Raw genomic sequence first — 24,344 nt, 5'->3', positions numbered from 1 at the left:
CGTTTTTTATGGTGAAACAATTCGATATTTTTGATACATCCCCAACCAAAACGGTTGCGATTATTGGCGGTGGCCCTGCAGGTTTAATGGCGGCTGAAGAAATTGCGTCTGCAGGTCATCGTGTATCGGTTTACGATGCAATGCCTTCGGTTGGACGAAAATTTTTATTGGCCGGTGTGGGCGGGATGAATATCACCCATGCGGAGCCAGCTGAGGATTTTCGTGCACGCTATTCAGCGAATTCACAGTTTATCAATACGCTCAAGCAATTCGATTCCGTTGCGTTGCGCCATTGGGTGCATGGCTTGGGTATTGAAACCTTTGTGGGTACATCTGGCCGCGTGTTTCCTGGGGATATGAAAGCGGCGCCGCTGTTACGCGCCTGGTTGCATCGTCTGCGTGGCTTGGGTGTAACATTTTATCCGCGCCATCGTTGGTTGGGTTTTGAAAATAATAAAGAGTTAATTTTTTCTACATCGGAAGACGGAAATGTCATCTCCAAAACGATAACTGCAGATGCGGTGGTCTTGGCCTTGGGCGGTGCCAGTTGGCAGCGTTTGGGTTCCGACGGTGCTTGGGTGCCTTTGCTGCGCGAGCGCAATATCAACGTGAATGAATTGGTGCCGAGCAATTGCGGGTTTGATGTTTCTTGGAGCGAAATGTTGCGCGAGCAGCATGCAGGTGCGCCTTTGCATGGTGTTGGATTAAGCTGTATTGATGCGCAGAACATGCCGCGCAGTATTTTATCCGAGGCAATTATCAGTGCTTATGGTATAGAGGGTACTGGTATTTATGCTTTATCAAAATATTTGCGCGAGCAGTTGGAGCAAAATGGTACTGCCTTGTTGAATATTGATCTGCTGCCGGATTTATCGTTGGATAAAGTTGTGCAGCGGTTAAATAAACCGCGCGAGAAAAATTCACTCAGTAATTTTTTACGCAAGCAATTAAATTTGTCGCCTGCCAAGCTTGCCCTGCTGCGTGAACTCACCACAAAGCAGACGTTTGAAAATACTGATCTGCTTGCTATGGCAATTAAAAAGCTCTCGCTAACTTTAACCGCAACTCGCCCCATCGATGAGGCGATTAGCAGTGCCGGTGGTATTGCTGCAAAAGAATTGGATGTCGCCTTTATGCTCAAGAAAATTCCCGGTGTGTTTTGTGCGGGCGAAATGCTGGATTGGGATGCGCCTACCGGCGGGTATCTGCTTACCGGCTGTTTTGCCAGCGGGCGAGCCGCTGGTTTAGGTGTGGTGAAATATTTGCGGGACATTACGTGATGCGCGCATTGGTAGTAGGTTATGTCTGGCCGGAACCTGCTTCATCTGCTGCGGGCACGCGCATGTTGGAGTTAGTACAGCTGCTTGTGCGAATGGATTATCAGGTGACATTTGCATCGGCTGCGGCTTTATCCGAACATCGGTTTGATTTAAACAGTTTGGGTGTTACCGAAAAAGCGATTGCATTGAACTGCAGTAGCTTTGATGAGTTTGTACGTGAGTTAAATCCCAATCTGGTATTGTTTGATCGCTTTTTTACTGAAGAGCAATTTGGCTGGCGGGTCGAACAAGCTTGTCCAGATGCTGTACGTGTGCTCGATACCGAAGATCTTCACAGTCTGCGCCACGCGCGCCAACAATTATTAAAATCTGCGCAGAAACTCTGTGGCAATGAAAAAGAAAAACAATCGGTTGCCCCCATCACCGCCGACAGCGAACTGCTCTATCGGCAGATGTGTAAGGGCGATATGGCAGTGCGCGAAGTTGCAGCGATTTTTCGTTGTGATTTATCGCTGATGATTTCTGAGTTTGAAATCGATTTGCTGCAACGTTATTTTTCTGTTCCATCCCAGCTGCTTTTTTACTGCCCATTTCTATCGCAGCAGAAAGTTGATGTTGCATCGCTACCCGATTTTTCGGCGCGGCAACATTTTATTGCTATCGGCAATTTTCGTCATGAACCCAATTGGGATTCGGTACTTTGGTTAAAACATCAATTGTGGCCGATAATCCGCGCGCAACTTTCTGCGGTGGGAATGGCGCAGGCAGAGTTACATATCTATGGCGCTTATCCACCGCCCAAGGCAACCCAATTACATAACACCAAAGAAGGCTTTCATATCAAAGGTTGGGCGGCAGATGCACAGGCAGTAATGCAGTCCGCGCGTGTTTGCCTTGCGCCGCTGAGGTTTGGTGCGGGCATTAAAGGTAAGTTGATGGATGCTATGCGCTGTGGCACACCGAGCATCACCACCAGCATTGGCGTTGAATCCATGAGTGGCGGATTGCTATGGGGCGGGGCTGTTGCAGATGACGCTGAAACATTTGTTGCAGCGGCAGTTGCGCATTATCAAGATGAAACCTTGTGGCAACAAAAACAGCAACAGGGCTTTGCAATTCTGCGCGATTATTTTCATCGCACAGATCACTCCCTCTCGTTACAAACGCGTTTGACGGAACTGCTTCACAATCTTCAACGCGAGCGTGGCGATAACTTTATCGGCCAAATGCTCCGCCATCACTCCCACAAAAGCACCCAATATATGGGGCAGTGGATTGAAGCGAAAAATAAGTAATTCTTTTTCTTTTTCGCTGAATAAATCCGCACTTCTCCTTCCCACTTTGATCTTTTAAAAGTGCCACGTTCGAGTTTCCTCCAATCCTTTGACAACGTTGTCCATTGCGCATAGCCTGCTTTTCGGTAGATGAACCCTTTTTAATAATCAAATATTTCCTCTTGGGAAATAACAACCGGACGGGTGATTGCAAAATGAACCTCAGAAAAATAGTCGGAGTTGCTTCCGCATTTCTATTATCGACACAGGCTTATGCCTACAACTGCAATGGCGTAGCCCAATATGTTGATGGCCGCTCATACAGTAACAATGCGATTGTGCAAAACGTGGGTAGTGCTTTTAGCTGTAAAGTGGGCGGCTGGTGTACGGTTGGTGGCCCTTACGCGCCCGGCACAGGTTGGGCAGCGGGCGATGCCTGGACTAACCTTGGCTCTTGCGGCACTACAACAACCAGTTCAACGCCTCGCTCAAGCACTCCTTCTAACACAACATCCAGTACTCCGAGCACCGGCGGCAACTGCCCTAACTGGGCTGCTGGTACCAACTACACCGTTGGTGTGGTGGTGAGATATAACAACGCTTTCTATCGTGCGAAGAATGAAAACCCTGGCTATGATCCGGTGATCAGTACCTGGTTCTGGGAACCAGTTGCTTCTTGCCCGGGGGGCACTAATTCATCAAGCAGTTCGGGTAATAACGGCACTTGCGCCGCCTGGGTTGCTGGAAGAATGTATTACGCAGGCAATACCGTTAGTTACAACGGTGGCGCCTTCCGCGCGAAGTATGACAACCCGGGTTACGATCCGTTGGTCAGCACTTGGTATTGGGAGCCAACCAGTGGTTGTAATGGCACCGGCGCCAGTTCAAGTGTGTCATCGACCACCAATCCCGGAACCGGTTTTGCGGCAGTAGTGAGCGAGGCACAATTTAATCAAATGTTCCCGGGCCGCAATCTTTTCTACTCCTATGCTGGGTTAGTGGCTGCTACCAAAACCTATCCAACCTTTGCAGGTACTGGCGATCTCCAATTGAAAAAACGCGAAGCAGCTGCGGCACTCGCTAACTTCTCGCATGAGACTGGCAGCTTTGTGCACGTCACTGAAATTGCGCGCGGCTTGTACTGCAGTGATTGGGGTAATTTGGCAACCTGCCCCTGTGAACCGGGCAAACAATATTACGGTCGCGGTCCTATTCAGTTGAGTCACAACGGTAACTACTGTGCTGCTGGTGCTGCGCTAGGTTTGGATTTGCGTCGCAATCCTGAGATTGTTGAGCAGAACGCGACAGTGGCTTGGCAAACAGCACTTTGGTTCTGGATGACCCAGAGCGGATCAGGTTATCGCCCGGCGCATGACAATATTGTTAACAATTACGGCTTTGGTGAAACCATCCGCACTATCAACGGTGCAATCGAGTGTAACGGTGGAAACCCTGCACAAGTACAAAGCCGGATCAATGAGTTCAACCGTATCCTGCAAATTATTGGCGGAACGGCGGGTAATAATTTAGGTTGTTAATTTTAATGGTGTAACAAAAAACGCCGCATTTTTGCGGCGTTTTTTTATTGGCGATATAAAAATAAAATAGAGTAAAGATAACTTATCCGTTAGTAAGCTATTCCTTAATAACCCATCAGTTTTACCTCGTTCATATTCGCTGCATTGAATTTTTTAACACGCAAGTAGCGGGTGGTTATATTGACTGGATAGCTGGTAAATTTTAAGTAGCGCGTCAGTGAGTCAGATACTATCACCGTTTGTGAGTGTGATAAGTCGCCATCAGAAAATTCCACTAAACCTGTGCCATTTGCATCGTAAATTGTTATTTCAGTCAGCGTGTATTCGCGGCCTAGATCAATAATTGCTTCAACAGGATAAATCGCTGTTGACCAACCTGCGAACCAGAATGTTGTGGGTGCAGTTGAATTCTGTTCGTCCACCAATGCGGAAGCATTAGCTATTGCACCGGGTAGAATCATTGCGGGTGATAATAAAATAGGTGCGGGTGTACCGCCGTGTGCCGCGCTAGAATTTGCCGATGACATAATTGAACTCGACGCGGTTGAGCTGGTACTTGATGCAACCGAGCTGGCAATCGATGATGCTGTACTTGCTATCGATGAACTCGAACTTGAAGTGGGAACAGATGATGGCGTTGATGACAGGGCAGTGGACGATGCCGCGCTGCTGCTTGATACAGTGTCATAGTCAAGCGGAAATAAAGGTTTTCCCTGATCGGAATTTTTTTGCGACAACATCCAGTTGTAAATATTTTTTTCCGTTGTTGGCAGCGCGCTGTGAGTGCCGTTGTAAACTTCTCGCCAACCGCTGTGGCCATTACTGGGCATAAAGGTCGCGCGTAAATTATTCGGGCGCAATGCAGACAACAATGTGCAGCTTTTGTTGTTGTAACGGCATGTATAGGCAGGATTTGTATATTCAATGGTCGCTTCGGGGCAGCTGGTATTACCGTTAATAATGGTGCGTAAGTTTCCCGCTCCCATATTGCCCGATGCGCCGCCTGCAAATCCCCACAGCGATACATTATTCGCGCGCACTAAACAGGGATCAATTCCACCGGCCGCTTCTATCGCAACTGCTGCGGAAAAATGGGTGGGGTTTGCGGCGATATAGTTAAAGACACTGCCACCGCCCATGCTCAATCCTGTGAGATAAATGCGGTCTGCATCCAGCTCAATCCCTTTTGCTGCCAGTTGCACGGTGGTATCGGAGATTACTCGGCGAATCACATCCGTAGAAAATCCTCCGCGTTGCATTGACTGTGGAATAATCACCACCATATTTTCTTGCGGAATAAATTGGCCGTTAAGAATGGCTGCTCCCGGGCCGCCAGCCTGGTTTTCTACTTTTATTAAATTAGTGGCGATGCTGGCGTAATAAGCATCATCACGTGTGTAACACATATTCAGTACAGATGACCCTTGTTCACCCATACCGTGTAAAAAAATAACGGCAGCATATTTTCCCGTTTTTATTTGCGTAGTACCGGTAGCGGGTGCGTACACATAATAGGGTACACGCGATATCAGTTTTGTGTTGATGCCAGTCGTGCATTGGGCGCCCTCATGGGACATGTATTGAAAGCGAATCATGTTCGCTTTTGACATATAGGTGGGCGATTCAGGAAAGCGAGTGTCAATGAGTGCGAGCGCAGAGCAACTTATCAAGCTCAGAAGTGCAACTATAAATGTTTGCATAGCATGTTACCTTTATAAAACCGAAGTGGAGTTTGCAGGGAATAACTTACCGCAAGCCTACATGTTGGAGGTAGATTTGAGCTTCCAAGCTTAGAGGGAGTCGGAATTCTTTGCAGATGTTTACTTGATAGTTTTTCTAGCGTGAGACTTTTGCACGTATAAAAAAATCAGCTTAAATTAAAAAATGTATAAGGCATGGATTTTGATGCCAGTTTGGCTGTGCGCTTACTACTGATACTGATACTGAGTTGCGAGTTAAGGTTTCATAAGTGAAAATTTATTTTTTAAAGTTTGCAGGAGTAAGGGCTTGAAAATACCCGGTATTGCTCCATCTATATTGAACTCCTTCGGTCAGTAATGCGTATGCTAGTCAAAACTTACCTGCAGCAATCTACTCTTCGGCTCTTATTGAGCGGGATTTTTGTTGTCGGTATTTTGTGTTTGCTGGCAGCCTGGAACTATGCCAATAAGACGGAATATTTTGCGGATAATACCGGCAGCAATGGCTTTACGATTGCAGTGGATATGCCGTTGCATGCTAACGGTGAAGTTTCACTTGCGCTCAAGCGATTTATTTATCGCTATAAAAACCAGCCCAAACCTGTCGAACCCATCGATCCTATCTGGGCTTTATCCTCGGGTGAATTTATTGTTGTGCTGCCCTGTGTAGCGGCGAGTCAACATACTGCAACACTTCTCTCTCCATACTTGAGTCTGTATCAATTGCAGACCCTCAATATATCCCGCGCCCCTCCACTCGTTTAATCACTCCTGTTAAAAACAACTTAATTATTTTTTGCTTTCGTTTTCTTTCCTTTCGTCTCTGTGTCAAGAGTTGAAAGTAAAAAATTGAAGGCATGGTGGAGTATTGGCGATGAAAACACGTTTTTCGCGGGCGCTCGTTTATGGCCTGATTATTTTGTTTGGGCTGCCGAGTGCGTTGCCCAATGTATTACCGGATTCTGTTTTGCAAAAATTGCCTGAGTGGTATACGCAAAACCAATTAGCGCTTGGCTTGGATTTGCGCGGTGGTTCGCACTTGTTATTGGAAGTGGATACCAGCGAATTAACTGCCAATAAAAACCCCGCGTTGCATGAGCAGATAGTGCGCGATGCGGTTGAACAAAGTTTGGAAGTGGTGCGCCGCCGTCTGGATGAAACCGGCATGGTGGAGCCAATGATTACGCGGCAGGGCAGCGACAGTATTTTAGTGCAACTGCCGGGCGTAAATGATCCGCAACATATCCGCGAATTGTTGGGCACTACGGCGCGTATGACTTTTCATTGGGCGGCGAATGAAAAATCGGCGCTGCTTGGGAAAATTATTTCAGTGCAAGGCGATACTCCAAGCGAGCGCTATCAACTTGAAGAGCGCGTAGCGCTGGAGGGAAAACATATCAGCGATGCGCGTTTGGCATTTAATCAAGAAACCGGCGAACCTGTTGTTAATTTTAAATTGGACAACGAAGGCGCACGTCGCTTTGGCGATATGACCAAACACAATATCGGCCGCCCACTGGCAATTGTATTGGATGATCGTGTAGTCACCGCGCCGGTAATTCGCAGTGCAATTCAAGGCGGCAGTGGTGAAATCAGCGGTTCGTTTACCAGTGCGAGTGCAAATGATCTTGCGCTGCTGTTGCGTGCCGGTGCTTTACCTGCGCCGCTAAAAGTCATTGAAGAGCGAACCGTGGGGCCGGATCTGGGCAGCGATGCGATTTCTATGGGCATCAGCACCGGCATTGTCGGTGCGTTATTAGTGCTCGCCTTTATGGTGGGCATTTATGGTCGCTGGGGTTTTATTGCCTGTGTTGGTTTGGCAGTGAATATCGGTTTGAGTTTTGGTGTGCTGAGTTTATTGGGTGCGACATTGACGCTGCCGGGCATTGCCGGTTTTATTTTAAGTATCGGCATGGCGGTGGATGCGAATATTTTAATCAACGAGCGTATCCGCGAAGAGACGCGGCGCGGTGAACCTGCCATGGCAGCATTGCGCGCAGGTTTTCAGCGCGCCTACAGTACCATTCTCGATTCCAATGTCACGTCGTTAATTGCAATTAGCTTATTGTTTTTATTTGGCAGCGGCCCGGTGCGCGGCTTTGCGGTGACCATGGCAGTAGGTTTATTAATCTCTATGTTTACTGCGATATCGTTTACCCGTTTGGTGATGGAGTGGCGCGTTGAAAAATTGGGTAAGCAACCATTGATTATCTCCGGCATCAAGATGCTGGATCGGATCAGTGAAAATACGATTCCGTTTTTGCGCGCACGCTTTTTTGGTTTGGTAGCATCAGCGGTATTATCGCTTGCATCGGTATTTTTATTTTTCAGTCCGGGGTTGGATTACGGTGTCGATTTTAGTGGTGGCACTGTAATTGAAGTGAGCGCACCGGATGTGGGTGTGGCGGATCTACGTAAAAGCTTGCAGCAGCAAAGCACTGCGCAGCTGGCGATCCAGGAGTTTGGTGCGCAAGGCCATTATCTTGTGCGCATGCCAGCGCAGTCGGCAGAGGATGTGGCGAACGGCACCAGTGTGCAAGCCGTTAAAACAGCTGTGTTAGCTATCTCGCCGGATGCGAAATTTCCGCGCGTAGAAATGGTCGGCCCACGTGTGAGTGGCGATTTTGGTGATGCGACTATTCTCGCGATTATTTTGGCTGGCTTGGGTATGCTCGGTTATTTATGGATTCGTTTTGAATCGCATTTTGCCCTGGCAGCAACACTCACACTCGCGTTGGATCTCACCAAAACCATCGGTTTTTTTGCGTTGGCCGGTGTGGAATTTAATCTCACTGCGGTAGCGGCATTGCTGGCATTAATTGGTTATTCGGTAAATGACAAAGTGGTGGTGTTTGATCGCATCCGCGAAAATTTGCGCCTTACGCCCAATAAACCCTTGGTACAATTGCTCAATGAAAGTATTACTTCAACGTTAACGCGCACGGTATTTACTTCAGTTACAACTTTTCTTGCGCTTTTACCTATGGCGATGGGCGGGGGCAATGCGGTTGCGAGTTTTTCGTTGCCGATGTTGTTTGGTATTGTGATCGGCACCAGCTCATCGATATTAATTGCCGCACCGATTTTATTGTTGCTGGGGGAGCGACGGATACGGAAGGGGAAAACACAGCTGCGCGATAGTGCAGAGGTAGCACAGCGTGAGTTAGATCTATTGCCGTAGTGTTTTTGTATGGCTATCACTTCGAGAGTGATAGCTGCTTTTCAATGTGTTTTCAGAAATGAATGGTATTTCCGTCGTGTCTTTTTTAATTATTGTCGTTACGAGAGTTTCTAATATTAGTTCATCCTGCTCATCGACTTTATTTTTTCACAAATAACGCGATAATTTACACTGAATTCTACTTTAGCTACCGTAGCTGGGGAGAAAACTTATCAAAAAGAGCTAGCATTGAGTTTGAACTGGTATATACCGGGCTCGAAATAAAAGTCGAACACTGTATAGTCACTATAAGAATAAGCCATAATTTTATTTTTAGAATTTCTTAATGCATAAAGCAATGCTCTATAATTTGATTATCCCTCCTATGAAAATTAAAGGGGGGATAATCAAAACTAAGAGCAAAGAATACGGATATTTACTTCTTTCGACTGGGATTAGACGTTAAACAAGAAATGCAGCACATCCCCATCTTTTACCACATATTCCTTACCTTCTTTGCGCGACTTACCGGCATTTTTCGCACCTTGCTCACCTTTGTATTGCACAAAGTCTTCGTAAGAAATTGTTTCAGCACGGATAAACCCTTTTTCAAAATCGGTGTGGATCACGCCAGCCGCTTGCGGTGCAGTTGCGCCTACGGGAATTGTCCAGGCGCGCACTTCTTTTACACCGGCGGTGAAATAAGTCTGTAGGCCGAGTAGTTGGTAGCCAGCGCGAATGACGCGGTTCAGGCCTGGTTCTTCCATGCCCATCTCGTCGAGGAATTCTTTTTTGTCATCGCCTTCTAGTTCGGCGATATCGGCTTCCAATTTATTGCAAATTGGTACGACGATAGATTTTTCTTCTTCAGCAATTTTGCGCACAACATCCAGATGCGGATTATTTTCAAAACCATCTTCCGCAACGTTGGCGATATACATGGTCGGCTTGAGCGTGAGCAAGTTGATCTCTTTCAGCATTGCCACTTCTTCTTTGTCCAAACCGAACGAGCGCAGTGGTTTGGCTTCGTTCAAGTGAGGCTGAACTTTTTCCAGCAGGGCTTTGATTGCTATAGCGTGCTTGTCGCCGCCTTTGGCGGATTTGGCGTAACGGTTGATGGCTTTGTCTACCGCTTCCAGATCGGCGAGCGCGAGTTCGGTATTGATCACTTCGATATCGGCCGCGGGATTTACACCGTTGGCAACGTGGATCACGTTGTCGTCGTCAAAGCAGCGCACTACGTGGGCGATGGCATCAGTCTCGCGGATGTTGGCGAGGAATTTGTTGCCCAAGCCTTCGCCGCGCGATGCACCGGCAACAATACCGGCGATATCGATAAATTCCATAGTGGTGGCGACAACGCGCTCGGGTTTAACTATTTCCGCGAGCTTGTCCTGGCGTGGATCGGGTACGGTCACGATACCGGCATTGGGTTCAATGGTGCAGAAGGGAAAGTTTTCGGCACTGATACCCGCGTTGGTCAGGGCGTTGAACAGTGTTGATTTGCCGACGTTGGGCAGGCCGACGATACCGCAATTGAAACCCATGATGCTATTCCGCCAATGAGAGGTATGAAAAATAAGGGGTGAAAATCGAGAGGGCGCGATTATACATGCTCGGCGCCCATTAGACGAAGTTTGCGCTGCATTCCCTTGCTGCTACTTTTTGGGATCGGTATGCAGGTTTTTCATCGCCGTATTCCAATCGCCTTTGAGCGCGTCAGGAGTGCATTTGATGGCGCGGGCGATGGCATCATCAATCAGTTCCTGTTCGCTGGCGGGTGCGCGTTTGAGCACAAAGTTGGCGACCATCGCCGCGACACCCGGGTGGCCAATACCCAAGCGCAGGCGCGGGAAATTGGGATTGTTGCCGAGTGCGGCAATGATATCGCGCAGGCCGTTGTGGCCGCCGTGGCCGCCACCTTGTTTAAAGCGGGCGATGCCAGGTGCTAAATCCAGTTCGTCGTGGGCGACCAGAATCGCGGCTGGTTCGATCTTGAAAAAATTCGCCATAGCGCCGACCGATTGCCCGCTGCGGTTCATATAAGTGGTGGGGATCAGTAGGCGTAAGTCGCGCCCTTGGTAATTCACTCGTGCGGTGAGGCCGAAATATTTGCTGTCATTCACCAAAGATACGCCGAGCGAGCGGGCGAACTCCTCGACAAAATCGGCTCCGGCATTGTGGCGGGTGCGCTCATATTCACTGCCGGGGTTGCCCAAGCCGACAATCAATTGAATTTCAGTGTTGGCCATGAATCTATCTCATGCTTGAATGGGTGATAGTTATTGCGGCGCGCATTGTACTTGGGAATTGAGCTTGGGAATTGTCCTTTTATCATCGCCATAAAAAAAGGGCTGGCTCCGAAGAGTCAGCCCTTTTTTGAAAGGTGAGGAAGAAATTACGCTTCTTCGCCTTCTGCAGCGCCTTTCGGCTTAACCAGAGTGGCAACTGCCAAATCGTGATCTGCACCTTTTTGCAAGTCAGCAGAAACAACACCGCTTGGCAATTTCAGGTCAGAAATGTGAATGATGGTGCCGGTTTCTGCGTTTGCCAAATCCACTTCAATGAATTCTGGCAATTGGTGTGGGAAGCAGATGATGTCCAATTGGGTAAGGTTGTGAACCACTTTACCGCCCTGGATTTTCACGCCTTTGGAGATTGCTTCATTGATGAAGTGCAGAGGTACGTGAGTGTGTACCTTGGTTGACTTATCAATACGCAAGAAGTCCAAGTGCAAAACCACTGGCTTGGACGGGTGACGTTGTACGTCTTTCAGGATCACGTCCTGAGCAGTGCCGTCCACGTTCAAGCTAATGATGTGCGAGTAGAAAGCTTCGTGTTCCAAGTGCTTCATCAGTTCATTGTGAGAAACAGAAACGCTAGCAGGTGCTACGTTGCCGCCGTAAATTACAGCAGGAACTTGATTTGCCAAACGACGCAGGCGGCGGCTCGCACCTTTCCCTAAATCGTTACGGGCTGTTGCATCTAATTTAAAGTCTTCAGACATTTTATCGTCCTCAATTTTCCATTCAGATCCGCGACCAGAACCTGATGGGTTTCAGTAACCAGAGTACAGAATGTATTCCGGTGGTTTACCGAGAGTAATGCTCCGACTAGCGGAACCTTTTAAAGGGTTCCTAGCGGAACATCGCGCTCAGGGATTCTTCATTGCTCAGGCGGCGCATGGCTTCGGCGAGCATTTTCGACAGCGTGAGGCTGCGGATGCGTGGGCAGTCTTTGGCGGCCTGGCTGAGCGGGATTGAGTCGGCAACGACCAGTTGATCCAGCTCGGAGTTGTTCAGGTTTTCAATCGCCTTGCCCGATAGCACCGGGTGAGTACAGTAGGCGACGACTTTCTTGGCGCCCTGCGCTTTCAGTGCTTTGGCGGCGCTGCACAGGGTGCCGGCGGTGTCGATAATGTCATCCACCAACAGGCAGGTGCGGCCTTCAATTTCACCGATAATATGCATCACTTCCGCAACATTTGCGCGCGGGCGGCGTTTATCGATAATCGCCAGATCTATGCCCAATTGTTTAGCTACCGCACGGGCGCGCACTACGCCGCCGATATCGGGTGACACTACAATCAGGTCTTCAAATTTTTGCGCTTCTATATCTTCCAGTAACACGGGTGAGCCGTAGACGTTATCTACTGGTACATCAAAGAAACCCTGGATCTGCTCCGCGTGCAGGTCAACAGTGAGCACGCGGTCAACACCTACGCCAACCATCATGTCGGCGACTACTTTTGCGGTGATGGGTACACGCGCTGAACGTACGCGGCGATCCTGGCGGGCGTAGCCGAAGTAGGGCACCACGGCGGTGATACGGCCAGCGGAGGCGCGACGCAGGGCGTCCACCATCACAATCAATTCCATCAGGTTGTCGTTAGTCGGTGCGCAAGTTGACTGGACTACAAACACATCGCGGCCGCGCACGTTATCGTGCAGCTCGACGGCGATTTCGCCATCGGAAAATTGCGACACGGAAACATTGCCAAGTGGCATGCCTAAGTGATCCACAATCTTTTTAGCGAGATCGGGGTTTGCGTTGCCGGTAAAGACCATTAAGTCAGTCACGTCAGATACCTTTTGGTGATGGCTGGGGTGATTGCTGGTGGTTAAATGCCAGAGCCGATATTTTCTCTCTGTAAAAAGTCTGTCTGCGCAAAGCAGCGTTTTTTACCCTAGGAAATTTTAGGATGTTGCGCGGATTGAGCTGTATCAAAAGGGAATTAATCAGAATAGTCATCGTTTAGGATTCGTGTTAGTGGTGCGATTTAAATTGTGAACACACCTGAAACAATGACTGAAAATAGATGGCAGGGGCGGAAGGACTCGAACCTACGAATGGCGGGATCAAAACCCGCTGCCTTACCACTTGGCGACGCCCCTATTGTGTTAAAAACACAGTTCTTGATTAGCGTGACGGAAGCAGTTTGTAGAGAGGCGATTGATTTACACCTTGGGCTACAAAACCGGGCAGATATTTGGGCAATTGTGCCTGCACGTTAAGTGCTTCTTCTGCCGACGCGAAACTTGCAAATACGCAGGCTCCGGTTCCCGTCATTCGCGCGTTGCGATCAAAATTTTGGAGCCAGATGAGTGCGTTATCGACTTGCGGATAGAGCTTTCTCACCAAGGCTTCGCAGTCGTTTTGACCACCCCGCTCAAGGAAGGCCGCCACTTTAATGGCCGAAGTATCTCTTGTCAAATCTTTGTGAGAAAAAATTTCAGCAGTGGATACATGGCAATCAGGTTGTATAACCAGAAACCATTTTGGCTGCATTTCAATAGCTTGTAACTCTTCGCCCACACCCTCCGCCCAGGCAGTTTGGGCATTGATAAACACCGGGACATCGGCTCCGAGCTGTAAACCAATTGTTTGCAGCTGGCTTTTGCTCAGGCCACAACCCCATAAATGGTTGAGTGCAACTAATGTGGTGGCCGCATTACTACTGCCGCCACCAATACCACCGCCCATCGGCAGGCGTTTTTCAAGGTAGATATCAATACCGGCGTGGGCGGATTTGTAGGGTTCAAGCGCACGCGCTGCTTTGATGATTAGGTTGTGCTCAAAAGTGACCCCGGGCAATTCCGGTGCAAGTGTGATTTCACCATCGATGCGGGTGTGAAATGACAAAGTGTCGCCGTAATCGAGCAGTTGAAACAGGGTTTGCAGGTTGTGGTAGCCATCGGGACGGCGGCCAGTAATGTGCAAAAACAAATTGAGTTTGGCGGGCGATAGGAGCGTCAGACTGGTCATTGCGCGGCTCCCAAGCGCCAATCCCGGATCACCAATACCAAGCGCACATCTTTATATTCGGCGGTGATTTTTCCTGGCAGCGGTAAATTAATGCCGTTGAAGGTTTGATCGCGGTAGTTGCTGTAATAAATGCTCCAGCCACCTTGAATCAATTGAGCGATTAATCCAGTTTCATTTTGTTGTAGTTGGGTAATACGTAACTTGGGCGCCGGCACGCCGCGCACCCAGTAGGCGAGCTGTGCAACGGGTAGGGTCCAACCGGCAGATTTTTTGATCAGCGCCTCGGCAGTTTTGGCTTCTTGCACTGGTTCACCGGTTTGTTCGAGGCGCACTTTCTCGGGCGTGCCGGTGATGATCATGCTTTTTTGCCCCAGCGGACCGCTGAGGTTGATTTGGTAGCTGGCGAGTTGTTGTGCCCATTTGACGCTCGCACTGCCGCTGTCGGCGCTGGTACGAATACCCAATTTCCCGGTCAGTTGCCAATCACCAATCGCCTGCACCTGCCGCTGGTGCTCCAAGACATCTTGTGGGGGTGTTAGCGAACCTCGGTGCACGCATCCACTGATAAACAGCAGTGACACTATGATAAGAAAACGGTATTGCATCATAAATCGGCCTTGAGGCGGTTGAGGGTTTCCTGGATTACCGGGTCATTGGGGGTCAGTTTTATCCCTGCTTGCCACACCCGGCGCGCCTCCTCTTTATTGCCCAGCAGCCACAAAATTTCACCCAGATGGGCGCTGATTTCAGCATTGGGGCTGGCAGCAAATGCCCTTTGCAACAGCTCCAGTGCCTCGGGGTATTTACCGGTGCGATACTGCAGCCAGCCCATGGAATCCATGATGGCTGCATCGTCCGGTTTGAGTTTGAGTGCTTTTTCCAGCAATACCCGCGCTTCATCAAAACGCTGTGTGCGATCAGCCAGTATGTAACCAAGCGAGTTGAGCGCGGCGATATTATCCGGCTGCTGTTTCAATATCTGGCGCAGATCGCGCTCAGCGGCGGCGATGCGTTTGCGCTGGTTATTGAGCATGGCGCGCGCAAACAACAGGCGAGTGCTGGTGGTGAAACTGTTCAGGCCTTCGCTGAATACAACGTCGGCTTCCAGTAGGTAATTGTGTTTTACCAGCGTCTGGCCGTGCAGTACATAGAGTGCTTCGCTTTGGTCGGGGAAGCGCAAACGCAGGCGATTCATATGCTGTTGAGCACTGAGGAAATCTTCCTGGCGCACAAATATATCCAGCAGATTGATGGTAGCAGAGAGAAAGTCGTTACCGCTTTCCACTTGTAGATAATGAATGATGGCCTCGGGCAGGTCGTTGCGCGCGTCGGCCATGCGCCCTAAATAATAGTGGGCGGTAGAGATGTGCAGGTCGCGATCCAATAGCTCTTCAAAGGTTTTGCGGGCGGTTTCGGTATCTTTGCGCTCCAGCGCGATAATCCCCAGTGACAGCAACATATCGCCATTGCCCGGCAACTGCTTGGTGAGAATCGTAAATTGCTCCTGCGCCAATTCCATATCGTGATGGGTAAGAATGCGCGCGTACTGCTGGCGCAGGCTGGTGTTGTCCGGATAAAACTCCAGTAGTGCGGCCATTTTGGCAATCGCTTCCTGGTCGCGTTTTAACTGATGCAACAAATTGGCTTCCAGTATGGCAGCGGGAATACTGCGCGGATGTATTTTAAGCGCCTGATGGGTGAGGTTCATGGCCTCATCATATTTGCCCTGTTGCTGGAGCAGTATGCCCGTGCCGACCATCAGCTGCTCATCCTCTGGATGGCTTTGCAGCTCGGTGACAAAATCGTTTAGTAACAGTGCGCGTTGAATATCGTCCAGGCTCGCAGCATTGGCGGCAATATTCTGGAACAGGGGTTCACCGCCTTCATCTTGCAGGCGGCGCGAAAACTCAAAGGCCTCGCGCAACTGGCCAGCTTGCATATAGGCCATGGAGGTGTTGGCGAGCGCATCTTTATTGTGTGGGGCGGCTTTGACCCAGATCTGTACCATTTCCAACGCCACCGAATTGTTGCCCAGGTAGCGCGCGATCATAGTGGCGCGCTCGGCGATCTGCGGGTCGCGCGTCTCGCGTGCCTGCTGTACATAATTGCTCAGTGCCAGGTCATATTGCGCGCGGCTGCCGGCGATTTCAGCGGTGAGCAGCGAATAGAGTGTCTCGGTGGGAAAGGGCTTAGCCGGTGTCTGGATAAGGATTTCCGGCTGGGGTTCAGGTGCCGCCACTGTGCGCGCCGATTGCAAGCTGCAACCGCTCAGTACCCAGTAAAGGGTCATGCTCGACAGGATAATAGGGCGGAGTTTGATCATGCGCGACCGGTAACGGAACAGAAGGGTGGGCGCAAACTAGGCTGCGCGGCCTGCCATCATAAACGTGAAGGAGGATGATAAAAAGGGCGTTCTGGTATTGATGTGAAAAGATCCCGCCCGCGCCTTTCGGCTATAGCCCGGTACGCCGTGCCAGAGCGGGTTGCGTATCGATGAGCCGGCGTGTCTCAAGAAAGGTTTGCTGGATCAAATAGGCATCGCCACTCGCCCGGTGGCGCTTGATGTCGAGGTGCTTTTCCAGCCGCTTTTTGGTTTTGTCCCACACTAGCAGCTGTGCCTCGGTGGCAATCATTTCAATTGGGCTCAGGTGAAAGCTGGGGTTGATACGCGCGGCAAAAAATAACCGGTTGAGCCATGGACTGTCGTGGATCCAGGCATCACTGTAAGCGGTGATATCACCCAAAAACTCGTTGAGTTCTCCGCAGATGTCGCGTGGTTTGCGCCCGCGGTTTTCAATCAGTTTGCGGGTGATCCCATGTACGGCTTGTGCGCTCTCGCTCCAGTGATCCCATTCAGGTTGCGGTTCGATCAACGCGCAGTAGCGCTCGCCGTTGGTTTTGACTACGCCGATTTCAATCGGGTAGCTGCGCGAGCCAAAACCGGAGGCTTCGATGTCGATAATGGTCGGGTTGGGCAGTCGGCGCATAAAAATTCCTTGGGCTGCGGCTGTGGTTGAGTATAGATGCAGATGTAACTGGGCGATGAATCGGCGTAATAGCACCTGTTTATGGCAGGATTAAGAACTTGCCTCTTGTCACGCCCTCTCTGTGACCGGACAATACCGGCCTTTATAACGATTAGCCTGATCCATGACCCTGTTAGCCTTTGGCATCAACCATACTACCGCTCCTCTTGCCTTGCGCGAGCGGGTTGCGTTCGCGCCGGAGAATTTGCAGGGCGCGATGCAAGAGGCCTGCGCCCACGCGGGGTTGACCGAGGTCGCCATTCTCTCCACTTGCAATCGCACTGAAATCTATGCGGCGAGTGAAAGTGATGCGACTGCGATCCAGCAGTGGTTGGTCGACCACACCGCGATTGAGGCGGCAGATCTCGCCAATAGCTATTACTGCTATCAGGATCATGAAGCCGTGCGCCATATGATGAAGGTTGCCGGCGGCTTGGATTCACTCGTGCTGGGTGAACCGCAAATTCTAGGCCAAATGAAGTCAGCTTTTGCTGTTGCCAAAGAAGCGGGCACTTTAGGTGCGGAATTGCACGCAACTTTCCAGCAGGTTTTTAATATCGCCAAGCGTGTGCGTACGGAAACAGCGATTGGTGAGAACCCTGTCTCAGTGGCATACGCGGCGGTGAGCCTCGCTCAGCAAATTTTCTCCAACCTCAAACAGGATACTGCGCTCCTGATTGGTGCAGGTGAAACTATTGAACTGGTCGCACGCCATTTGGCGGAGCAGGGTATCAAACACATTATTGTGGCCAACCGCACCCTTGACCGCGCCCAGCGCCTCGCGCGCGAATTTAACGGCGAAGCCATTTTGCTGGCTGATATTCCCGAGCAGTTGCATCGCGCCGATATTGTTATTTCATCGACAGCGAGCCAGCTGCCATTGCTTGGCAAAGGTGCAGTGGAATCGGCGCTGAAAAAACGCAAACATAAACCCATGTTTATGCTCGATATCGCCGTACCGCGCGATATCGAGGAGCAAGTGGGTGAACTGGATGATGTGTATCTCTACACCGTGGATGATTTGCACGCGGTAATTGATGAAAACAAAAAATCCCGCGTCGCTGCTGCCGATCAAGCCGAAGAAATTATTAACGAAGGTGTCGAATTATTTTTACGTCACCAGCGCGCACTCAGTGCGGTTGAAACCGTAAAAGCCTATCGCAACAAAGCGGAACAAATGCGCGATCTGGAATTGCAAAAAGCGCTGCGCAGTTTGCAAACCGGTGTTAATCCCGAGCAAGTATTGCAGCAATTTGCGCGCAACCTCACCAACAAATTAATCCACTCGCCCACTGCTGTATTAAAAGAGGCGAGTGCCAGTTCGCGTCACCATGTTATCCAGGTGGCGCAAGAACTGTTTGAGCTGTCTGTTAACCCTGCTGCTGATATAAGCAGCGATGCAAGTGAGCAATAATGAAAGCGTCTATTTTAGAAAAACTGGATCGTCTTAAAGAGCGCTACGAAGAAGTGAGCGCGATGCTGTCGGAAGCCGACATCATCAATAACCAAAACCGATTCCGCGATCTCTCCAAAGAGTACGCCGAGTTAGAACCGGTGGTGCAGGGTTATCAAAACTATTTGAACCTGCTCGCCAATATCGAAGAAGCCAAACACCTATTGGTGGATGGTGATGCCGATATGAAAGAAATGGCCGAAGAAGAGTTGAAAGACTGCGAAGCGCAACTCGAACCTATGCAGTTGGAATTGCAAAAACTCTTGCTGCCAAAAGATCCTAACGACGAGAAAAACTGCTATCTCGAAATTCGTGCCGGTACCGGTGGCGACGAAGCCGCCATTTTCTCCGGCGATTTATTCCGTATGTATTCGCGCTACGCCGAGACCCAGGGCTGGCGAGTCGAAGTTTTGAGTCAGAACGAAGGCGAGCACGGCGGCTTTAAAGAAATTATCAGTTTAGTTAGCGGCCAGGGCGTATATTCCAAATTAAAGTTTGAATCAGGCGCGCACCGTGTGCAGCGCGTACCGGAAACCGAAGCGCAAGGGCGCATCCACACTTCCGCGTGCACGGTGGCGGTGATGCCTGAAGCGGATGAAATGGAAGAGATCAATATCAACAAAGCTGATTTGCGGATCGATACCTTTCGCGCGTCCGGCGCTGGTGGTCAGCACGTTAACAAAACCGATTCGGCTGTCCGCATTGTGCACTTGCCCACCGGTTTGGTAATTGAATGTCAGGACGAGCGCTCACAACATAAAAACCGCGCGCGCGCGATGAGTTTGCTCGCCACCAAATTAAAACAGGCGCAGGAAGATGCCGCGCATAAGTCGCTGTCTGATGAGCGCCGTAGTTTGGTTGGCTCAGGCGACCGTTCCGAGCGCATCCGCACCTACAATTATCCGCAGGGCCGTGTGACTGATCATCGCATCAACCTCACGCTCTATTCCTTGGATGCAATTATGCAAGGTGATTTAAATCCGGTGGTGCAACCGCTGGCACACGAATACCAAGCGGATCTGTTGGCGGCTATTGCGGATTAATTTGGTAAACGACTTCGTAGGTTGCTGGTGAGCTTGCGAACCGCAACACTCTGAACGGGATTGATATGTTGCGGTTCGTTCCTCAGCCTACGCGGCCCGCCACAACCTACGGGAACACATGAATACACTCTCCATCGCACAATGCCTACAACTCGCACACGAACTTGAATCCCTAAGTGATTCTGCGCGTTTGGACATCGAATTAATTCTGTGCCATGTTCTGCAAAAAAATCGCACCTATCTTTTCACTTGGCCAGATAAAACTTTATCGCCTGAGCAGGCAGAAATGTTCCAGATTTTTTTCAATCGCCGCAAATCCGGAGAACCCATTGCCCATATTCTCGGCAAGCGCGAATTCTGGTCGCTGCCGCTCGCGGTCAATAATTCCACCTTGATTCCACGTCCGGATACCGAATTGCTGGTCGAAATAGTATTGGAATTGTTTGCTGGTGATGTGCCGCAACAAACGCGCAGTTGTTTGGATTTGGGAGCAGGAACTGGCGCGATTGTGTTAGCCATCGCCAGTGAAAAACCGGATTGGCAATTAGTGGGGGTGGATAAGTCTGCTGATGCGGTTGCCCTCGCCGAACAAAATCGCGACCAATTACATTTTAGTCATGTACAGATTAAACAGAGCGATTGGTTCTCTGCCATTACCGCGCAACAATTTGATGTTATTGTCAGCAACCCGCCCTATATAGATCCGCAAGATCCGCATCTGGAGCAGGGTGATGTCCGTTTTGAACCGCGCTCCGCGTTGATTGCGGACAATAAAGGTTTGGCGGATATCGAGCTGATCATTCAACAAAGTTGGAATTATCTGTGCGAGCAAGCTTGGTTGTTGCTTGAGCATGGCTACGATCAAGGTCAGGCGGTGCGAGAATTATTTGCTGCGCGCGGCTTTGTACAAGTAGAAACCCGCACTGATTTGGGTGGTAACGAGCGAGTCACATTGGGCAGAAAAGGGGAGTCAGCGTGAACGACGAACAACTGCTGCGTTACTCACGCCAAATTATGCTGCCCGATGTGGATATTGACGGGCAGGAAAAATTATTGGCTGCACGCGTATTAATTATCGGCCTTGGCGGTTTGGGGTCGCCAGTCGCTATGTATTTGGCGGCTGCAGGAGTTGGTCACTTAACGTTGGTGGATTACGATGCGGTAGATCTCAGCAATCTGCAGCGGCAAATTGCACACACCAGCGCGCGTATTGGCGACAACAAAGCGGCATCGGCGGCGCATAGCCTGCATGAATTAAATCCTGAGGTTACGATTACTTGCATCGAAAAATTATTAGATGCAGACCAGTTGCTCGAACAAGTGAAATTGGCAACTGTAGTGGTTGATTGCACCGATAATTTCCAAACCCGTTTTGCTATCAATGCGGCTTGTGTTGCGGCAAAAGTACCGCTGGTATCGGGTGCGGCAATTCGCTTGGAAGGGCAAATTGCAGTATTTGATTCGCGTGACGAAAACAGCCCTTGCTATCGCTGCTTATACGAAGAAGACAGCGATGATTTAACCTGTGCTGCTAACGGTGTATTGGCGCCGCTGGTGGGAATTATCGGGTCAATGCAGGCGCTGGAAACGATTAAATTAATTTGCGGCTTCGGCACTAATCTCGCCGGGCGTTTGTTACTGCTGGATGCGCGCCACAGCCAATGGCGCGAATTGAGATTGCCCAAAGATCACAATTGTCCGGTATGCCAAACTGCCTCGGTATAAAGGGTAAGGCTGTGTAAAGGGCTTGTTTTTTATCATCACGTCTTTATATTGACGCTAACAAAAAATCTACTGAGAGAAAGGTGTAACCATGAGTGATGTCCCTACTGTATATAAAAGCGGTTTTTTACCCGCATTAATTTTTAGCTCGCGCTGGCTGCAACTGCCGCTCTATTTGGGCTTGATAATTGCGCAATGTGCATACGTATTTCTATTTTTGAAAGAACTTCTCCATTTGGTCACTGATGTTACCTCCATGAACGAACAACAAATTATGTTGATCGTGCTGGGCTTAATCGATGTGGTGATGATTTCCAACTTGTTAGTGATGGTGATCGTCGGTGGCTACGAAACGTTTGTTTCCCGCTTGCGTTTGGATGGTCACCCGGATCAGCCGGAGTGGCTCAGTCACGTTAATGCGACTGTGTTGAAAGTAAAACTGGCAATGGCAATTATTGGCATATCTTCAATCCATCTGTTAAAGACCTTTATCGAGGCTGGCAATATCGGTATGCCTGGTGCAAAATTTACTGAAGCAGGCGTAATGTGGCAGACCATTATTCATATGGCCTTTATTGCTTCCGCGATCGGTATTGCTTACACCGATTTGTTGATGCAACGAGTGAGTTCGGCGAATAAAGCGGGTCATTAATTCATAAGATGGAAAAAATAGGCGGCCATATGGCCGCCTATTTTTTTGGTTAGAACTTGTAGTTCAAACTCAGCGTGTAGTTGCGTGGTGTGCCGTAGCGGTATGAACTGAAATATCCCACTTGTGAGTAGTATTTTTCATTCGTTACGTTGGCCGCGTTGAACTGAATATTCAGGTCGTCGGTAATGGCGTAGCGAGCCATCAGGCTGACCAAGGCATAGGCATCTTGGGTGAGTCTGTCAGGTTTATTTGCGGGGTTAATGCCTTCTGAGTAAGTTTCGTTTTGCCAGTTAACACCGCCACCTACCATCAACTTATCTAGTGCTCCTCCGAATTGGTAAGACGTAAAAAGCTTAATGGATTTGGTCGCGTTGTCGGTGTTTAGATCGTTGCCGTTAGCATCTTCGATGGTGAATTGTGAGTAGCCTGCGCTAATGTTCCAGCCATCGATTGGTTGGCCAACCACTTCAATCTCAAAGCCTTTGCTCTGTGCGCCTTCGGCACCAATATAGGCATACATTTGCTCTGGAGTGCCGACAAAAGCGGTGTCGAGCTGCGCCAGATTGTCTTGTTGGATATCAAAGTAGGCAATGGTGGTTTGCAGGCGGTCATCGAGGAAGCGGCTCTTCAAACCTATCTCCGCGCTTTCTCCCACCAGCGGGTCAATAAAATTCCCATCGGCATCGCGATTGTTCTGCGGTTTGAATATTTCGGTGTAGCTGGCGTAGACACGGTGCGCATCGGTCAGGTCGTAGAGTGCACCCGCATAGGGGATAAATTCATCTTCATTGCCGTAATCAACTACACCGCTCCAGTCAAAACCGTTGCGTTCCCAGGTTGCCACACGTCCACCCAAAATAAATTTGAGCTTATCGGTAGCCGAAAGACGGGTAGCTGCATAGTAGCCGCGCTGCTCGGTTTCAATATCCTGGGATTGGGTGCGCTCCTCTGACCACTCGGGTTCATGCAGGTCGCCCCACGCATAAAAATTCTCCACTGGAACACAGTCGTAACCCCAGCATAAGCCGCCACCCAAGGGCAGTTGGGTAAAGGTTTCTGCTGCCTGGTCGGCACGCAGGGCACCCACGACCAGATCGTGGGTTTGGTTAAAGAGGGTGAAATCCCCTTTTAGCTGGATATCGAAGCTATCTTGTTTGGATTCACCATCACTGCGGTAGCGTTGGGCGTTCAGGCCGGCACCGGTTGTTTTATCCAGCGAGCCGTACACGTATAACAGGCGCGCCTCTGTTTCGTAGTGCAATTTGTTGTAGTTAGCGAGCAACTCCCAGCCATTCGAGAAAGAGTGGTTGATGCTGGCGAAGAAATTGGTGTTGGTTGATTCCCAGCGGTTCCAGTCCATCGCGGTGGTTTTGGATACGTCCCAATCGGGTCTGGTGCCGTCGGAGAAGAAGCCGGGCAATACGCCCCATACGGTGGAGGTAGGGTCATTGTTCTGATAGCTCGCGCCCACACGCACCAAGGTCGCGTCGGTCAGGTCAGCTTCGAGTACACCGTAGAAAGTGCTTTTGTTGTCTTCGTAATAATCAACGAAAGACTCTCCGCCCAAATAGCGGCCCACTACACGCCCACGGACGCTACCGGTTTCGTTTAATCCACTGGATACGTCAGCTGCAAGGGTTCTTTTTTCCCAGCTGCCGGTACCTACATCCACAAACCCGGTTAAATCCTTGCTGCTGGCGTGTTTACGCACCAGATTGATAGAAGCCGATGGGTCGCCTACAGCGGTCATTAAACCCGTTGCTCCACGTACAAATTCAATGCGCTCGTAAATGACGGTATCAGCGACGGTTTCGCCCGAATCGCCGCCCAAACTCCAGGAGGTAGGCACGCCGTCGATTTGGTAGCTGTCAATCTGGAAGCCGCGCGAATAAAAGCTGTTGCGCACGTTGTCCACTTCTTCGGAGGTAACGCCCACAGCATTATTCACTGCCTCTAAAACAGAAGTGATGTTCTGGTCCTGCATCCGCTCAAAGGTCAAAATTGATACTGACTGTGGTGTTTCTCCTATGGTCAGTCCCAGGCCAGTTGCAGTATCCAACGTCTTGGTTTGCCCAACACTGTACTTGCCGGTCACGATGACTTCTTCGAGCGAACTTTGGTTTTTCTGGGTTGATGCATCCTCGGCGACACCCTGAGCCAGGCCCGATTGCGAGTGAAAACCCAGCAAAATGGCAGCAGAGAGGGGTAATAGCGTAAATTTCATGAGGCAC

Annotated in this window: 20 protein-coding genes and 1 tRNA gene; 10 read left to right on the top strand and 11 right to left on the bottom strand. The window is 49.9% G+C overall.

Annotation, left to right across the window (positions count from 1 at the left end; all coding sequences use genetic code 11):
• Positions 1-8: 8 nt before the first annotated feature.
• The 3 genes from J2X05_RS12470 to J2X05_RS12460 all read left to right on the top strand — a co-directional run bounded on the left by J2X05_RS12470 (position 9) and on the right by J2X05_RS12460 (position 4,092).
• The gene (locus J2X05_RS12470; protein WP_310072906.1) at positions 9-1,280 is read left to right on the top strand and encodes a TIGR03862 family flavoprotein; all 1,272 of its coding nucleotides are present in this window, start codon (positions 9-11) and stop codon (positions 1,278-1,280) included.
• Entirely contained in the window at positions 1,280-2,575 is a 1,296-nt protein-coding gene (locus J2X05_RS12465) for a glycosyltransferase (protein WP_310073264.1), read from the top strand. The genes J2X05_RS12470 and J2X05_RS12465 overlap by 1 nt, the downstream gene beginning before the upstream one ends.
• Before the next feature lie 194 nt (positions 2,576-2,769).
• Positions 2,770-4,092, top strand: coding sequence for a glycoside hydrolase family 19 protein (locus J2X05_RS12460; protein WP_310072905.1), 1,323 nt, complete (start codon positions 2,770-2,772; stop codon positions 4,090-4,092).
• Between the two features lie 104 nt (positions 4,093-4,196).
• Here J2X05_RS12460 and J2X05_RS12455 read toward each other — a convergent pair whose 3' ends face one another.
• On the bottom strand, positions 4,197-5,792 hold the full coding sequence (locus tag J2X05_RS12455) for a carboxylesterase family protein (RefSeq protein ID WP_310072903.1): 1,596 nt from the start codon (positions 5,790-5,792) through the stop codon (positions 4,197-4,199).
• Between the two features lie 363 nt (positions 5,793-6,155).
• On the opposite strand from J2X05_RS12455, the gene J2X05_RS12450 reads away from it, so the two are divergent.
• Entirely contained in the window at positions 6,156-6,557 is a 402-nt protein-coding gene (locus J2X05_RS12450; protein ID WP_310072902.1) for a hypothetical protein, read from the top strand.
• A gap of 109 nt (positions 6,558-6,666) precedes the next feature.
• Complete coding sequence (gene secD, locus J2X05_RS12445) at positions 6,667-8,973, top strand: protein translocase subunit SecD (protein ID WP_310072901.1); 2,307 nt, start codon at positions 6,667-6,669, stop codon at positions 8,971-8,973.
• 434 nt (positions 8,974-9,407) lie between these two features.
• Here the strand turns inward: secD and ychF are convergent, their stop codons facing one another.
• The 9 genes from ychF to J2X05_RS12400 all read right to left on the bottom strand — a co-directional run bounded on the left by ychF (position 9,408) and on the right by J2X05_RS12400 (position 17,204).
• A complete protein-coding gene (ychF, locus tag J2X05_RS12440) occupies positions 9,408-10,499 on the bottom strand; it encodes a redox-regulated ATPase YchF (protein ID WP_310072899.1) in 1,092 nt (363 codons plus the stop codon).
• A gap of 111 nt (positions 10,500-10,610) precedes the next feature.
• Positions 10,611-11,204 carry an aminoacyl-tRNA hydrolase gene (pth, locus tag J2X05_RS12435; protein ID WP_310072897.1) on the bottom strand — a complete coding sequence of 198 codons (594 nt, stop codon included), beginning with the start codon at positions 11,202-11,204 and terminating at the stop codon, positions 10,611-10,613.
• 146 nt (positions 11,205-11,350) lie between these two features.
• The gene (locus tag J2X05_RS12430) at positions 11,351-11,959 is read right to left on the bottom strand and encodes a 50S ribosomal protein L25/general stress protein Ctc (RefSeq protein ID WP_310072895.1); all 609 of its coding nucleotides are present in this window, start codon (positions 11,957-11,959) and stop codon (positions 11,351-11,353) included.
• A 130-nt stretch (positions 11,960-12,089) separates the two neighbouring features.
• Entirely contained in the window at positions 12,090-13,019 is a 930-nt protein-coding gene (locus J2X05_RS12425; protein ID WP_331351345.1) for a ribose-phosphate pyrophosphokinase, read from the bottom strand.
• 252 nt (positions 13,020-13,271) lie between these two features.
• Positions 13,272-13,346: transfer RNA gene (locus J2X05_RS12420), tRNA-Gln, on the bottom strand.
• A gap of 25 nt (positions 13,347-13,371) precedes the next feature.
• Positions 13,372-14,217 carry a 4-(cytidine 5'-diphospho)-2-C-methyl-D-erythritol kinase gene (ispE, locus tag J2X05_RS12415; RefSeq protein ID WP_310072891.1) on the bottom strand — a complete coding sequence of 282 codons (846 nt, stop codon included), beginning with the start codon at positions 14,215-14,217 and terminating at the stop codon, positions 13,372-13,374.
• Entirely contained in the window at positions 14,214-14,825 is a 612-nt protein-coding gene (gene lolB, locus J2X05_RS12410; RefSeq protein WP_310072889.1) for a lipoprotein insertase outer membrane protein LolB, read from the bottom strand. Before lolB ends, ispE begins: the two co-directional genes overlap by 4 nt.
• The gene (locus J2X05_RS12405) at positions 14,822-16,540 is read right to left on the bottom strand and encodes a tetratricopeptide repeat protein (protein ID WP_310072887.1); all 1,719 of its coding nucleotides are present in this window, start codon (positions 16,538-16,540) and stop codon (positions 14,822-14,824) included. Before J2X05_RS12405 ends, lolB begins: the two co-directional genes overlap by 4 nt.
• A 130-nt stretch (positions 16,541-16,670) precedes the next feature.
• A complete protein-coding gene (locus J2X05_RS12400; protein ID WP_310072885.1) occupies positions 16,671-17,204 on the bottom strand; it encodes a 3'-5' exonuclease in 534 nt (177 codons plus the stop codon).
• A 163-nt stretch (positions 17,205-17,367) separates the two neighbouring features.
• Here J2X05_RS12400 and hemA point away from each other — a divergent pair, with 163 nt between their 5' ends.
• The 5 genes from hemA to J2X05_RS12375 all read left to right on the top strand — a co-directional run bounded on the left by hemA (position 17,368) and on the right by J2X05_RS12375 (position 22,113).
• Complete coding sequence (gene hemA, locus J2X05_RS12395; RefSeq protein ID WP_310072883.1) at positions 17,368-18,657, top strand: glutamyl-tRNA reductase; 1,290 nt, start codon at positions 17,368-17,370, stop codon at positions 18,655-18,657.
• Positions 18,657-19,739 carry a peptide chain release factor 1 gene (gene prfA / locus J2X05_RS12390; RefSeq protein ID WP_310072880.1) on the top strand — a complete coding sequence of 361 codons (1,083 nt, stop codon included), beginning with the start codon at positions 18,657-18,659 and terminating at the stop codon, positions 19,737-19,739. Before hemA ends, prfA begins: the two co-directional genes overlap by 1 nt.
• A gap of 118 nt (positions 19,740-19,857) precedes the next feature.
• On the top strand, positions 19,858-20,718 hold the full coding sequence (prmC, locus tag J2X05_RS12385; protein ID WP_310072879.1) for a peptide chain release factor N(5)-glutamine methyltransferase: 861 nt from the start codon (positions 19,858-19,860) through the stop codon (positions 20,716-20,718).
• Complete coding sequence (locus tag J2X05_RS12380; RefSeq protein WP_310072877.1) at positions 20,715-21,464, top strand: HesA/MoeB/ThiF family protein; 750 nt, start codon at positions 20,715-20,717, stop codon at positions 21,462-21,464. Before prmC ends, J2X05_RS12380 begins: the two co-directional genes overlap by 4 nt.
• Positions 21,465-21,552: 88 nt before the next feature.
• The gene (locus tag J2X05_RS12375) at positions 21,553-22,113 is read left to right on the top strand and encodes a TIGR00645 family protein (RefSeq protein ID WP_310072875.1); all 561 of its coding nucleotides are present in this window, start codon (positions 21,553-21,555) and stop codon (positions 22,111-22,113) included.
• A 49-nt stretch (positions 22,114-22,162) separates the two neighbouring features.
• On the opposite strand, the gene J2X05_RS12370 is transcribed toward J2X05_RS12375, so the two are convergent.
• Entirely contained in the window at positions 22,163-24,337 is a 2,175-nt protein-coding gene (locus J2X05_RS12370; RefSeq protein ID WP_310072873.1) for a TonB-dependent siderophore receptor, read from the bottom strand.
• Between the last annotated feature and the right edge of the window lie 7 nt (positions 24,338-24,344).

The organism is Cellvibrio fibrivorans, assembly GCF_031457055.1.
In the GTDB taxonomy this organism is placed as follows: Bacteria; Pseudomonadota; Gammaproteobacteria; order Pseudomonadales; family Cellvibrionaceae; genus Cellvibrio; species Cellvibrio fibrivorans.
This window is presented reverse-complemented; position numbering and strand designations above follow the sequence as displayed.